Source organism: Rhodococcus sp. NPDC058521 (assembly GCF_042719695.1).
Lineage (GTDB): Bacteria > Actinomycetota > Actinomycetes > Mycobacteriales > Mycobacteriaceae > Rhodococcus_F.
Genome location: NZ_JBHXNL010000005.1, coordinates 229595 through 243200 on the forward strand (window position 1 = coordinate 229595; position 13606 = coordinate 243200).

The 13606-nt window shown below is 64.2% G+C and carries 11 protein-coding genes and 1 pseudogene; 5 read left to right on the forward strand and 7 right to left on the reverse strand.

What is annotated here, in order from left to right; translation table 11 throughout:
- Positions 1-457: 457 nt before the first annotated feature.
- Positions 458-1243, reverse strand: coding sequence for a hypothetical protein (locus ACFWO3_RS10975; protein WP_378577138.1), 786 nt, complete (start codon positions 1241-1243; stop codon positions 458-460).
- On the reverse strand, positions 1240-1542 hold the full coding sequence (locus ACFWO3_RS10980; protein ID WP_378577140.1) for a hypothetical protein: 303 nt from the start codon (positions 1540-1542) through the stop codon (positions 1240-1242). Before ACFWO3_RS10980 ends, ACFWO3_RS10975 begins: the two co-directional genes overlap by 4 nt.
- A 562-nt stretch (positions 1543-2104) precedes the next feature.
- On the opposite strand from ACFWO3_RS10980, the gene ACFWO3_RS10985 reads away from it, so the two are divergent.
- The 3 genes from ACFWO3_RS10985 (at position 2105) to ACFWO3_RS10995 (ending at position 4795) form a co-directional block, all read left to right on the forward strand.
- Positions 2105-3232: a hypothetical protein gene (locus ACFWO3_RS10985; protein ID WP_378577142.1), complete on the forward strand. Its 1128-nt coding sequence runs from the start codon at positions 2105-2107 to the stop codon at positions 3230-3232.
- 203 nt (positions 3233-3435) lie between these two features.
- Positions 3436-3852 carry a hypothetical protein gene (locus tag ACFWO3_RS10990; RefSeq protein ID WP_378577144.1) on the forward strand — a complete coding sequence of 139 codons (417 nt, stop codon included), beginning with the start codon at positions 3436-3438 and terminating at the stop codon, positions 3850-3852.
- Positions 3853-4300: 448 nt separating this feature from the next.
- Positions 4301-4795, forward strand: coding sequence for a nuclear transport factor 2 family protein (locus ACFWO3_RS10995; protein WP_378577146.1), 495 nt, complete (start codon positions 4301-4303; stop codon positions 4793-4795).
- A gap of 7 nt (positions 4796-4802) precedes the next feature.
- Here the strand turns inward: ACFWO3_RS10995 and ACFWO3_RS11000 are convergent, their stop codons facing one another.
- The 4 genes and pseudogenes from ACFWO3_RS11000 to ACFWO3_RS11015 all read right to left on the reverse strand — a co-directional run.
- Entirely contained in the window at positions 4803-5564 is a 762-nt protein-coding gene (locus tag ACFWO3_RS11000; RefSeq protein WP_378577148.1) for a DUF1906 domain-containing protein, read from the reverse strand.
- Between the two features lie 126 nt (positions 5565-5690).
- Positions 5691-6896: a serine hydrolase domain-containing protein gene (locus tag ACFWO3_RS11005; RefSeq protein ID WP_378577150.1), complete on the reverse strand. Its 1206-nt coding sequence runs from the start codon at positions 6894-6896 to the stop codon at positions 5691-5693.
- A gap of 114 nt (positions 6897-7010) precedes the next feature.
- Complete coding sequence (locus ACFWO3_RS11010) at positions 7011-7928, reverse strand: restriction endonuclease (RefSeq protein ID WP_378577359.1); 918 nt, start codon at positions 7926-7928, stop codon at positions 7011-7013.
- A gap of 287 nt (positions 7929-8215) precedes the next feature.
- Positions 8216-9592 (reverse strand): annotated as a pseudogene (locus tag ACFWO3_RS11015) (chloride channel protein); the annotation flags it as partial.
- Positions 9593-9684: 92 nt separating this feature from the next.
- Between ACFWO3_RS11015 and ACFWO3_RS11020 the strand changes: the two are divergent.
- On the forward strand, positions 9685-10836 hold the full coding sequence (locus tag ACFWO3_RS11020) for an NADH:flavin oxidoreductase (RefSeq protein ID WP_378577152.1): 1152 nt from the start codon (positions 9685-9687) through the stop codon (positions 10834-10836).
- Positions 10837-10906: 70 nt separating this feature from the next.
- Here the strand turns inward: ACFWO3_RS11020 and ACFWO3_RS11025 are convergent, their stop codons facing one another.
- Positions 10907-11662 (reverse strand): CPBP family intramembrane glutamic endopeptidase, encoded by a 756-nt coding sequence (locus tag ACFWO3_RS11025; protein WP_378577154.1) that lies wholly within the window; start codon positions 11660-11662, stop codon positions 10907-10909.
- 152 nt (positions 11663-11814) lie between these two features.
- Here ACFWO3_RS11025 and ACFWO3_RS11030 point away from each other — a divergent pair, with 152 nt between their 5' ends.
- Complete coding sequence (locus ACFWO3_RS11030; protein WP_378577156.1) at positions 11815-13518, forward strand: fumarate hydratase; 1704 nt, start codon at positions 11815-11817, stop codon at positions 13516-13518.
- Positions 13519-13606 lie beyond the last annotated feature (88 nt).

Here is a 13606-nt window from a genome sequence, read left to right on the forward strand (position 1 = left end):
GCTGTGGGTGGTGGTCCCGGGCTCAGGTTACTCTGAGTCTCGGGGCCGCTTTCCGTTGTGGCCCTTGTACTTTGGGACTCACCGCGACCGTGCGGCTTGACCCCGGCACAACACATCGGGCGGGTATTGCGTTAGGCTGAAGGCAGATTCAGGTTCCTTCATTTCCCTGGGTCTCCTTGCAGAAAAGCCCCGAGCCGAGCAATCGACTCGGGGCTTTTCTTATGTCTGCGAACGCATTACGGAGACAACCGCCCGCGTTGTGGCGCTGAGTGGTTGCTATGCTGCTTCATGGCGATTCCCTCTGGGATGAGCTGAGAGCGAGCACCGCCGCTCCGTCGAAGACCGACCGTTCGCCCGTCCTGGCACGGTCGGTCTTCTCATTGAGAAGCGGACCACCAGTTCGTGTCTCGCCAAGAGCGCAAGCGCCAAGGCGTAGAGCAGATTCGGGTCCATCACATCACCGCCACCTGTCGGCGGGATATCCGGTGGCTGCGTCCCAACCGTCGTTCGTGACGAACGTGAGCACCTTGTCGGGGTGCACTCCGGCCGCGTGGTCGAGATCGGCGCGGCAGCGCGGGCACGTCGGAAACACATGCGCAGTGGCTCCCGCGCCCACAATCAGCGCGAACGGGATTTGTTCGTGGTGACGCCAGTCGTCACACCAGTAGCACCACATAGCACCTTCAAGCGCAAGGCGCGCCACACGCGCTGTTGAGTACCCGTACGGCACCGGGTACGCCACCAACGCCGCCGCTCCGAAGGGCTCGGACTCAGGCAACCAAGCGTCGGGCTGTATGTCGGCGGCTGCATCGGTGGCGCGGGTGTCCGGTAGCGGGGCGCTATACAGCTGAGCGCCTTCGCCGTGGATGACCACAGTGCGCAGCCCCACTGGACCCGTCGTCGCAGCCTCCAGCATCCGCCGGAACGCGGCGCGCTCGCTCGTCGTCGCCGGCTCGACCACCGCACGCCCGTATTGCTGCGGTCTGCGATCCCCAATGTTGCTCCGCTCGACCGAGAGCCGACGCAACGCGGGTAAGTCCGGCAGAACCGTAGGCGTTGCCAGGGCGCGGTCCATCGCCGCACTCACACGCGGCACCATTCGCGCCCACGGCGAGAACTCGACCGCCGACCCATCCAGGCGATGCTCGTCAGCCCGAAGGCTCGCGTCTATCTGATCCCCAGCGGGTGAGGAATCCCGCCAACCGTTCTCGCGCAGGTCGCGGACTTGTTCGGGGGTGATCACTTCATCCGCACGTTCTCGTCGCGGTGGCTGTCGCTGCGCTGAAGCCACGCGATAACTTCCGCGCGGCTGAAGAACTTGCGACGGTTCTTCACGATGCAAGCCAATTCGCCTCGGGCGACGGACCTCTGCCACGAGTTCTCGCTGATGTACGGGTTGATTCCGTGCGCGAATTCGTAGGCATCGGCCTTGGTCAGCGTCGGCATTCCGAACGGGTCGAACCCCAACTGACGAATGGTGTCTTCACTGACGCGCTCGGCCTTCTCGGCGGCTACGGCGCGCTCGGTACTGATGCGGGACATGGGTTGTGCTCCTCGGTAATCGTCACGAGGTGCTGCACAAACGAAAAAAAATGAGCAGCCACCACGTGACAGAAATCTGTCATCGGATGCACTGCTCATTTGTTAGGAATGCCTAGCGCGGTCCCGGCTGCCTGCGCGTTGTATCGGCACTCCGAGGGGACGGAGCCTTGCGTCTTGCCCCTCAGTAGCGGGTCACAGCCCGTGGTGGCGCTGCGCCGTAAGTAAAGCACAGCAACCCAACAACGCGCAATCAATGCCCACTCAATACGGTGAGATCAACTGCCCCACATGCGTTTTCACGGGTGTATAGTGAGCTGACACGTAATTCCCTCACGTTAACCGAGCAGTCGCCCGGAACGTGAACCCGTTCGCCTCGAAGGCTTCCCGATTCGCACAGACGTTCGATTCGGTTGAAATCATTCCGCTCGACCCCGAATTGGAGCTTGCCATGCCTACTCGACTTTCGTTCACTCATCCCCCGTTCTCGCGTCCGATGTTCCAGAAGCCCGACGCACATTCCACCGGACCCGGTCGCTCGGTCACCGGTCGCTCGGCTGATCCGATGCTGCTCCCCATCTTCGGCGCGGACGGCGGATACAACACGGCTGGTGATGTGCTTGTAAACGAAACCGCCGACGGCGTGGACCTGAACAAGGTCTGGGAGGAGATCGCAGCCGTTACCGCGCTCTGGAACAACGAGCGCACCCGCGTTGCTTCGCTGCTGTCGTACAACACCACCGACATTGCCACGGCCATTCCGCAGTCGGTCGGCTCGGATAGCTTCGAGGAAGCGTCGGAGTTCGGTGAGCCCACGGGCGTCCGTGCAGCGGCCGATACCCTGCTGATGGGTTACGACTTCAAGGACTTCGACCTCGCCAGCCGATTCACGTGGAAAGCGCTGCGGGACATGACATCTGAGCAGATCACCTCGGTGGTCACTCGAATCCTCGAAGCCGACAACAAGAACATCAACACCACGGTTTTGGATCGGCTGTTCAACCCCGCCGAGCGGCTCTCCCCCGAGAACCATCGGGTGTTCGGCCTCTACACCGGAACCGACGGAATCGTTCCGCCGCCGTACCTGGGCAAGGAGTTCCCCGAGAGCACCAGTCACTACCTCGCCAGCGGCGCAGCAGTGATCGACAGCGCCGACATCGAGGACATGATCCGCCTCGTGACGAGTAAGGGCTACGGGCGTAGTGCCGGAAGTCAGTTGCTGATCCTCGCCAATCCGCAGGAGGGCGAGATCATACAGACGTGGAAGCGCGGCGAAGAGACCGCCACGGGAATCGTTGCAGCCCATGACTTTATCCTCTCGCAGACGGCTCCGGCCTACCTCACGCAAGAGAACATCATCGGCAAGATCGCCCCCGGCGAGTACGGCGAGCTGCCCGTTGCCGGAAGCTACGGACCTGCCTGGCTAATTTCCAGCGAGTACGTGCCAGCGGGTTACGTGGCCGTGGTTGCCAGCGGTGGCCCGAACAGCGACCTGAATCCGGTGGGCTTCCGCCAGCACAAGAATCCGGCTTACCAAGGGCTGCGGATCATTCCGGGCCGCGACCAGCGTTACCCACTGCAGGATTCGTTCTTCTCGCGTGGCTTCGGTACGGGCGTTCGTTACCGTGGCGCGGCGGCGGTGCTCCAGGTGACCCCCGAAGACACCTACACCGCGCCGACGCTGAAGTGGTGATCGATCATGCCGAACATCCACGTCCACGTCCATGGACGGACCCCCGGTCCCAGCGAATTTTCGTGGGGAGCGGGACTGGTGCCGCCCGGTAGAGAATCCGCCCCGCCGAGCGAAGGCGGAATGTACCGGGCGCTGTGCCCGCCCTCCGACGCCCCCGCCGAGGCCGTGCGCTCTGCCGCGCGGGTACTGAACGGGGGTGCGTGATGGCGCGCCGCATCTACAAGCGCGATGCTGCCGGTCGTTTCGCTAAGACCCACGGCCGTTCCATCGCGGGCGCTGCGATAGGTGGCGCGGTGGGTGGTGCGCTCGGCAGCAAGACCGCCCGCAAGCGATTGGTGGCAGGCAGTGTGCAGGCCGAAAGCCACATCGGCACCACCAAGAACGGCAAGTGGACCGGCGCGAAGATCGGCGCTCGGTACAAGGCCCCCGCTGGGCGCGAGGTAGTGGTCAAGGGGATCGTCGGCGTGTCCAAGCCGAAGCCCGCACCCAAGCCCAAGGCACCGACCGCACCGAAGGGTGCCACCCCGCCCGCTGCGAAGAAGAAGGCCTCGGCCGGTAGCAAGGCGTCCGCGACGAAGAAGCCGCGCGACGGTGCCAACGGTCGGAAGCTTCGGCGGTAGTCCTTTCCGCCGAGAGAGCCGCCGAGAGAGCCGCCGAGAGAGCCGCCGAGAGAGCCCCGTCTCAGATAGTTGAGGCGGGGCTCTTTTGGCCCTGAAATAGCCCCATACGATCCCGTTATGAACCCCATACGACCCTAGTACGAAGTGAGTACGAACCCCGTACGAAGTGCCCTCTAACCAGCATGTTTGACGAGCGCGCGAGGCGTTTTACTCGGAGTTTGAAGTACTACGACCCGTTGACGATGAAAGTCTCGTAGAAGAATCCGACGACGACATAGAGCACGTTGACGATGATGTCCATTCGATCCTCCTGATCCGATTTCCGACGAGATTACCTGTCGCGAACGAAATCCGTGGCTCACCCTTCCCGCATAAACTGAAACGTGTTCTCATTGTGGCCAAGGCGTCGACGCGACGCGACCGAAGGCCGCAACAGAGGGAGACCACCGTGCCGTGGAGCCGTAACGAACTCGAAGACGCATTCGCGAACTTCCAGAAGACCGTGTCCGAATGCGTTGCGACCGGAGACTGGTCGGGCTTCGCCGACATGTTCACGGAGGACGTTCACTACGTCGAGCATGCCTTCGGCACGCTACGCGGCCGCGAGGAGGTTCGACGGTGGGTCGTGCGCACCATGAGCAGCTTTCCCGGCAGCCACATGACGAAGTTTCCACCGACCTGGTACATGGTGGACGAGGAGCGCGGCTGGATCGTCTGCGAGATCAACAATCCGATGGACGATCCCGGAGACGGAAGCGTCCACGAGGCCGCGAACATCACGATTCTGCACTACGCGGGAGACAACCTCTGGAAGTACGAAGAGGACGCCTACAACCCCATGAACTTCTTCAAGACCGCCAAAAACTGGTGTCGCGCAGCTGAAGCCGCGGGGACGCTACCCGATGTGGCGCGCGAGTGGATGGCGAAGACGGGCTCGAAGTGAGCGTGGATCACCACTGCCCGTAGTCGGGCTTCAGGATGGCGTTGAGGTCGATACCCACACCGTCGAGGTTGCGTGCATCGATCTCGTACTGGTGCAGGTGTGCGGCAGGGTGCACGTACCCCTCGGGGGTGCCCCAGTCGTGCTGCCAGAACCAGGTTCCCAGTCCAGCAACCGATGCGAGTTCGATGGTCCCCGAGTTCGCGTACACGCCGAGGTTCTCGTTGCCGACCACCGACTGCCAACCCAGCAGATACGGAGCGATCATGGACGCGAACTCGACCGGTGACGGGTTGTCGTCGATGGACGCATAGATCGGCCGGTTCTCCGGCCCGCCGGCGGCGAGATGCAGTTCCAGACCGCGTTCGGCATGACGCTTTCCGGCTTCGAGACCGCCACGCCAGTCCGCGGTGTCGGCTTTGCCGTACTGGTAGCAGGAGACGACCGAAAGGCCCGCGGCAACGAGGGCGTCGGCTTCCGACGCCGCCATCGGCTTGCCCTTCATCCACTCGGCACCCGGACGACGATCGGACACGTACCGAATCGCTCCGGCGTACCCAGCGGACGCAATCGAGTCCGCCGAGGGGACACCGCCCGAGTAGTCGATGAGAACGCCCAGGTCGTCTGCTGCGGCGATCCGGGTGGTGGAAGCCAAGCCCGCCATACCGACGGCCGCGGTTCCTGCTGCCGCGAATTTGAACAGCTGTCGTCGATTCACCTGCACGGAAAGCCCCCATACCTCATTGGTCACGCTGCGGCGTGTCTGCAACATCGACGACAGCTACTTCGGTAAGTTTGGTCGTTTGTATTTCACCACAATCACACGAGTCACGCTAGCCACTCGACAAACATCGGTCACGTTCGACGACCAACGAGATGACCAACCGATCGCCGGACCTCACGCTCGTGCGAGAGTCTGGGCCGCGGCACCGAGGCGCGGCAGCCGCAGATCCGCAATGGGGTTGGCCCTGTTTCCCAGTCGATTCGACACGAATGCGACGGCAAGCTCCGACTCCGGATCGGCGAACGCGCCCGACCCGCCGAGGCCATAGTGCCCGAACGCCAGACGCGGCTGGTGGCGGGCCGAGATCATTCCCGCGTGGTATCCGAGCCGCCAATTCATCGGGATACCCAGAACGTAATCGCGAGCCGTGGTCTGGATCTCGGACAGTTGCCCCACCGTGTCTGCGTGGAGAAGCGTCCTGCCCTCGACGCTGCCCGATGCAGCCAGAGCTGCGTACATCTTCGCCAATGCACGCGAACCGAACACCCCGTTCCACCCGGGCATCGCGCTGTCGTGCAGTTCCGGATTGCGCACCAGCGCATCGAATCCGGCCGGCATTCCGGCATCCGCTATGTTCCGAACACCCGGGAGCCGCGACAGCGCCGAGGAAGTCGGCCCCCACGGCAACATCAGCGGAGTGATCCGGGGAAAGGTGCTGGCGATCCGGTATCGCTCTTCGCGGGGAACCTCGAACCACAACTCGTCCACACCCAACGGTTCCGCGACCTCGGTGCGCACCAGTTCGGTGAAACTGCACCCCGACGCGCGGGAAGTCAGCTCCGCCACCAGAGCTCCGTAGGTGATGGCGTGATAACCGGGCCCGAAGAATCGCTTCGGGGATGCGGGAGCGGCGGCCAACTTCGACGTGACGAGCGCATGGTCCATGAGCTGATCCCCTTCGGGAACAAGCCCGCGAATACGGTGCAGTCCAGCCCTGTGCGACAACAGTTCCCGCACGGTGATCGCCTCTTTGCCGGCCGCACCGAACTCCGGCCAGTAGTCCGCCACTCGCGCCTCGTAGTCGAGAACACCACGCTCGGCGAGCCGATGCACCACGGTGCTCGCGACACCCTTCCCGGTCGAGAAGGACAGCGCCACCGTGTCATGCTGCCAACGCTGATGACGGTTCTCCCAACCCGCCCACACGTCCACGACTTTCTTGCCCCGGTGGTAGACGGTGAGCGCACCGCCCCCGCTCGCGCGTGACCGGAACATCGAGAAGAACTGGTCGGCGAGTGGTGCGAAGTCCGAATCGACCGACATCTCGTCTGCCGGACCCTCGGGACCGACGGGAGGTGGCAACGGAGACGGGGTCGACATTCGAACACTCCTCTCACGCACGGCTACCTCCTCTTTACACACTTGGGAGGTTGGGCCGCGGGGTTTCGGTCCGTCCCGCTTCTTTCGTGGCCGATCCGCAACGTGAGCAAAGATCTACGCGGACTCCCGAGTCCGGACGGGCTCGAGCGACTGAAAGTAGTCCGGGCGAATCTCGACGTCCTCGACGACCCGAGTGGTGGTCTGCACGCCGAGTCCGTGTTCCTTGAGCAGTTCGCACAACCGGTCGCCGTCCACCAGATCGATGGGCGGTGCGCCGTCCCGCTTGGACTCGGCGCGGGCATCTCCGGTGAAGGTCCCCGTCGTGACGAGGAGGCCCTTCTCCCCGCGCCCGGACATCGCCCCGCGAAAGTCTCGAACAGCTCCGGCGCCGACGCTGCCGCTGTAGCGGGTGCACTGGAAGAACACGGGAAAGCTCAACAACGACAGTTGGTAGACACCGAGCCCCTCGATGTCTCCTCCCGAGGTTCGCCTGGTGATGGACGCGCTCGAGAAGCCCGCCTCACGTAGAAGTCGTTGGGTGAGCCGCTCGAAGGCGTCCGGCGAGATTGCCAGCAGGGTGTCGAGCAGGGCGTCCTTCCAGTCGGTTCGGTTCTCGTCTTCCGCGATGTTGGTATCGGGCTCGTCCGCACGGCGGGACGCGGCCTGCGCCGATTTGCGGGCCGCATTCTTCTTCCGGTTCTCGGCGGCGAACTCCGTGTGCAGGGGCCGGATGTCGTCTTCGGTCACCTCGCGTCCTTTGGCCGTGACGCTCCAGACTCCGCGACTGCTGTTGGTGAGCAGGCCCATCCCCTTGAGGTAGGTTCGCGCCCACGCGAGCCGGTATTCGATCTCGGTGCCGGGACCGTCACCGTGTAGCGCGCCCTGCACCTCTGCCGACAACCCTTCACGTTCGACGACGGCGCCGTCGAGTTCGTCGTTCGACGCCGATCCACCAAGAGCGATAGCCGCCTGAAGAGCGGGCCAGAGCAGGTCGATGTAGCGAGGAACCAGAGCAGTCATGCCGAACAGCATGCCGGAATGCGCCTCCCGCGCATTCACATGGTCCCGAGTACCCGCTCGAGGGTGTCGGTGGACGCCGATCCCACCACCCCCAGGCACCACTTCTCGACGCCCCTGCGAGTGACGATTCCGTGTGTGGCGCCGTCCTCGTCTACCACGATCACGTGCCCGCGGACCCGGTCCATCGCTGTCACTGCGTCCGCAACGGAAGCCGAGATCTCGATCCGTGGGCCCTCGAGCTCCGCGGGAACCGAAGTGCTCGACACCTCCGTCACTGCTGTCGTGGCCAGGAGGTGGCGCAGACGTCCCTCCTCCCGGTCTTTCAGCTGCGCACGGTAGATCGTCTCTCCGGTACTTCGTACCAGCAGGTAGGCGAGGCCCACGGACACCATCGCCGGCGCCAGAAGGGTGATGCTGCCTGTCATTTCGGCAACCATGATCATCACCGCGAGCGGTGCACGGGCGATGCTTCCGAAGCAGGCCATCATCCCGGCGATCACGAAGGGCGCCGGACTGTCGGGAACTGCCGGGGCGATCGGCTCGAGCAGGCGCCACACGGCGGCACCGGTGAACGCACCGATCACCATGCCCGGGCCGAATATCCCGCCAGAGCCACCCGATCCGATCGAGAGGGAGGTGGCGACGATCTTCGCCGCCGGCAGAACCAGCACGATCCAGAGTGGTAGAGCCGTCAGGGCGTCACGGTCGAGCGCCTCTTGAACCCAGCCGTATCCGCTGCCGAGAACCTGTGGAATTGCCAGTGCGATCAGCCCTACCGCCAACCCGCCGAGAGCGGGGCGCAGGACGCGTGAGATTCGAAGACGACCGAAAACGTCGACGGTCCGGTAAAAGCCTCGCGAATAGGCAAGTCCGATCACGCCCGCCAACAGTCCGACGAGCGCGAACCACACCAGCTGGATCGGGTCGTCGAAACGGTAATCGATTGCGGCATAACCGAACAGCGGTCCGAAACCCATAAATGATCCGAACACGCAATAGCTCACGATCGAGGTGATCAGACCGGGCACGAGCACGTCGAATTCGAAGTCGTCCCGAAAGACGATCGCGCCGCACAACAACGCGCCGCCGAGTGGCGCACCGAAGATCGCACCGATACCGGAGCCGATTCCGACGGCAACCGCGATACGTCCGTCGCGAGGCGACAAGTCGGCAACCCGCGCGAGCAACGAACCGAACCCCGCCGAAATCTGTGCAGTGGGCCCTTCGCGGCCACCGGAACCGCCGGAACCGATGGTGATCGCCGAGGCAACGATCTTCACGAGCACCGCGCGCATCCGAATCATCTTGGGATCCACGTGATAGGCCTCGATCGCGGCGTCGGTGCCGTGCCCTTCTGCCTCCGGGGCGAGCATGAACACGAGGATTCCGGAGACGATTCCACCGAGGCACACCACGAGGGGTATCGCCCAGGCTCTACTGAACGATCCGCTGCCGGCATGGCCGCCGTCACCGGCCGCGGACGGCGGCGTGTAGCCACCGATACTTCCCAGCAGAAGAGATGTGGCTTCCGTGAGCGCTGAGTAGAACACGACCGCACCGAGCCCCGCCACGATCCCGATGACAACCCCGAGCACGAGCCACTTGCGAACGTAACCGAGGTTGTGGATCCATCGCCCCGGCCCGTCCCCGACTCGACTATCACCGGTTCGGCTCATACGGGCACCTCCCGCGCTGTGTCTCAGATTACAGACCTCCCGAGAGCCGTATTCCGGAATACGCAGCACGGGCGGCGCGGTTGCACAACACCATGACCGAGATTTCCGAAGCCATCGAACAGACTCCCCTTCCCGTGGACGGACTGTTCGAGCCTTTCACCGTAAAGTCCCTCGAACTGAAGAACCGGTTCGCAATGGCTCCGATGACCCGCGCGTTCTCGCCCGACGGTGTCCCCGGACAGGACGTTGCCGACTACTACACCCGCCGGGTCACCGGCGGGACGGGCCTGATCATCACCGAGGGCACGTACATCCCCGATCCCTCGGCGGGCCCGTTCACCACGGTTCCGCGTTTATACGGTGACGAGAGCCTCGCGGGCTGGAAGCGCGTAGTCGATTCCGTGCATGCCGCCGGCGGTTCGATCATCCCCCAGCTGTGGCATCTCGGCGTCGAGCGTGGCGCGAAGCCGCGGCTCAATCCCGACGTCCAGACCACGAGCCCGTCCGGCCTCTCTCTCGACGGGGTGCCGCTCGGTCGCGAATTCAGCACCGCCGACCTCGACGACCTTCGTGACGCCTGGGTTTCCGCGGCGGTGAGCGCAAAGAAGACCGGGTTCGACGGCATCGAGTTGCACGGCGCCCACGGCTACCTTCTCGACCAGTTCCTTTGGGAGAAGACCAATCTCCGGACCGACGGTTACGGCGGTTCACTGCGGGCTCGCACTCGGTTCCCCGCAGAGATCGTCGCCGCAATCAGGGCGGCCGTCGGCGAGGACTTCGCGATCGTCTACCGATACTCGCAGTGGAAGTCGAACCACTACGACGCCCGTCTCGCCCAGTCCCCCACCGAGCTCGAGGAGATGCTGTCGCCGCTCGTCGATGCGGGCGTGGACGTCCTTCACGTGTCGACTCGTCGGCACTGGGACGCTGCGTTCCCGGAACTCGACGGAAACGACGGACAGCTCGGCCTGGCAGGCTGGACGAAGCGCCTCACCGGTGTCCCCACGATCACGGTGGGCTCCGTCGGATTGAACAAGGTATTCACCACGGCGTTCACCGCCGAAGGCGCCGCGGAGACAACGGGCGTCGATCGCCTGCTGCAGCAGTACGAGGACGGTGAGTTCGACATGGTCGCGATCGGCCGTGCCCTGCTTGCCGACCCGGAGTGGGTGAACAAGCTGCGCACAGGCGATACGGACAAGCAGATCGCGTATGCCAACGAGCACCGCGAAGTTCTGTACTGAGCTTTCGCGAACCTCTGTGCGACGCCCCCAGCGGATTCCGCTGGGGGCGTCGTCGGTTCGGACCCTCGGGTCAGGCGAGGGTCATGTGCCACACGAGTGCGGCGGCGAGAGCCCCCAGGCCGTTCAGCGACCAGTGCAACGCGATCGGAGCGAGAAGGCTGCCACTTCTACGGCGCAACCAAGTGAACACCACCCCGGCTGCTGCGGTGGCGGCCACGGCGCCGAGAATGCCGACGACCTTGCCTGCGGTACCGCCGCCGAGGAAGTCGGTAAGGCCGGCATTGCCGGTGGTGAGTCCGAGCGAGGACGCGATGTGCCACAGTCCGAACATCAGCGAGCCCGCCGCGAACACTCCGCGCGCGCCGTAGACACGTTCGAGTGTGCCGTGCAGGACTCCACGAAATGCCAGTTCCTCGGGGATCACCGTCTGCAGCGGGATCACGATCATGGATGCGACGAGCGCGCCGGACACGGTGGCGTAGCGGTCGGAGAGGAAGAACGGTCGCGTGAGCGGGAGGGCCGCGCCGATGGCCACGACGGCGAGGACGAGTCCCACGGCTCCGAGCGAATACAGCGCACCTTTGCGCCAGTTACGCGGAGACAGTCCGAGTTCGCCCCATGCGAGGCCACGACGGCGTGAGAGCACCAGCAGGATCACGGCTGCGATCGGCACGGTGGCGATGCTTGCCCAAGCGGTCGTGAAGTGGGCAATCAGGTTCGTTCCGACGAGCACGACGACCACGAGCGCGACGTCGAACCAGGCGTGGAACGCCGGTCTCACACCGGCGTCGGGTCGGGCAACGGCAGTCATGCTGTGCGAAGACATCCATACCAGTGTACGGATCGGGCCCTCGACCTCGGGAGGTTGTCGCGCACGTCACACGCTGCGTGTCTGCCTCGAACCCCACGTGAACCCCTGATCTTCACCCGGATAACCTGGAAAACGTAGCCCCCAATTCCTTCTGTTCAGGAGATACAATGGCCGACTTCCTCTACGAGGACCTGCTGCCGATCGGTGAGGATCCCACCCGGTATCGGCTGTTGACCACAGAAGGGGTTTCCACGGTCGAAGGCCCCGGCGGACGCACTTTCCTCCAGGTCGAACCGGAGGCGATGCGCCTCCTCACCGAGACGGCGCTACACGACATCTCGCACTACCTCCGCACCGAGCACCTCACCCAACTCGCGAGCATCCTGGACGACCCCGAAGCCTCGAACAACGACAAGTTCGTGGCTCTCGACCTGCTGAAGAACGCGAACATTGCGGCGGCCGGTGTGCTGCCGATGTGCCAGGACACGGGTACGGCGATCGTCATGGGCAAGCGCGGCCAGCAGGTCCTCACGCCCGGTGACGACGAGGAAGCCATCGCCCGGGGTGTGTACGACGCGTACACCCGGCTCAACCTGCGCTACTCGCAGAACGCACCCATCACGATGTGGGACGAGAAGAACACCGGCAGCAACCTGCCCGCGCAGATCGAGCTGTACGCCGACACCGCAGCCGGGCACGAGAACTCCTACAAGTTCCTGTTCATGGCCAAGGGCGGCGGCAGTGCGAACAAGTCGTACCTCTTCCAGGAGACGAAGGCGATCCTGAACCCGGACTCGATGATGCAGTTCCTCGAGGCCAAGATCCGTGGCATCGGTACCGCTGCGTGCCCTCCGTACCATCTGGCGATCGTCGTGGGCGGTACGTCCGCGGAGTTCGCGCTCAAGACGGCGAAGTACGCGTCGGCGCACTACCTGGACGAACTGCCCACCGAGGGTGCGATCACGGGCCGCGGATTCCGCGATCTGGACCTCGAACAGAAGGTCTTCGAGCTCACTCAGAAGATCGGTATCGGCGCCCAGTTCGGTGGCAAGTACTTCTGCCACGACGTTCGCGTGGTCCGCCTTCCCCGGCACGGTGCCTCACTACCGGTCGCCATCGCGGTGTCGTGCTCGGCAGACCGCCAGGCCAAGGCGAAGATCACGCCGGAGGGCGTTTTCCTCGAGCAGCTCGAGTTCGATCCGGGTCGTTTCCTGCCCGAGGTCACCGACAAGCAGCTCGACGCCGAGACGTCCGGCGTCTCGGGTACCGGCAAGGGCGCTGCGGTCAAGATCGACCTCACGAAGCCGATGCCGGAGATTCTCGCGGAACTTTCGAAGCACCCGGTCAAGACCCGCCTGTCGTTGACCGGCCCGCTCGTGGTGGCCCGCGACATCGCGCACTCCAAGATCAAGGAACGCCTCGACGCCGGCGAGGAGATGCCGCAGTACCTCAAGGACCACCCCGTCTACTACGCCGGACCTGCGAAGACCCCGGACGGAATGGCTTCGGGGTCGTTCGGACCCACCACGGCCGGCCGCATGGATTCGTACGTGGAGCAGTTCCAGGCCGCGGGCGGCTCGATGGTGATGCTCGCGAAGGGCAACCGCTCCAAGCAGGTCACCGATGCCTGCAACGCGCACGGGGGCTTCTACCTGGGCTCGATCGGTGGTCCGGCAGCCAGGCTCGCCCTCGACTGCATCAAGAACGTCGAGGTCGTCGAATACGAAGAACTCGGCATGGAAGCCGTGTGGAAGATCGATGTCGAGGATTTCCCCGCATTCATCGTGGTGGACGACAAGGGCAACGACTTCTTCGCACATACCGGTGAGGTGACGTTGACGATCGGAAAGCGTCCCGAGCCGGTTTCCTGATCACAGCTTTGTTCCACCAACCAACGACCAGCGGCGAACCGAAGTACGCGCACTCGCCCGCCTCGCTCTGGACGAAATCGGAAGCGCC

Coding starts and splice junctions, on each gene's coding strand:
- ACFWO3_RS10980 (WP_378577140.1), bottom strand. CDS start 1,542: ATGTCCCGCATCAGTACCGAGCGCGCCGTAGCCGCCGAGAAGGCCGAG.
- ACFWO3_RS11025 (WP_378577154.1), bottom strand. CDS start 11,662: ATGTCTTCGCACAGCATGACTGCCGTTGCCCGACCCGACGCCGGTGTG.
- ACFWO3_RS10985 (WP_378577142.1), top strand. CDS start 2,105: ATGCTGCTCCCCATCTTCGGCGCGGACGGCGGATACAACACGGCTGGT.
- ACFWO3_RS11030 (WP_378577156.1), top strand. CDS start 11,815: ATGGCCGACTTCCTCTACGAGGACCTGCTGCCGATCGGTGAGGATCCC.
- ACFWO3_RS11020 (WP_378577152.1), top strand. CDS start 9,685: ATGACCGAGATTTCCGAAGCCATCGAACAGACTCCCCTTCCCGTGGAC.
- ACFWO3_RS11000 (WP_378577148.1), bottom strand. CDS start 5,564: ATGTTGCAGACACGCCGCAGCGTGACCAATGAGGTATGGGGGCTTTCC.
- ACFWO3_RS11005 (WP_378577150.1), bottom strand. CDS start 6,896: ATGTCGACCCCGTCTCCGTTGCCACCTCCCGTCGGTCCCGAGGGTCCG.
- ACFWO3_RS11010 (WP_378577359.1), bottom strand. CDS start 7,928: ATGCTGTTCGGCATGACTGCTCTGGTTCCTCGCTACATCGACCTGCTC.
- ACFWO3_RS10990 (WP_378577144.1), top strand. CDS start 3,436: ATGGCGCGCCGCATCTACAAGCGCGATGCTGCCGGTCGTTTCGCTAAG.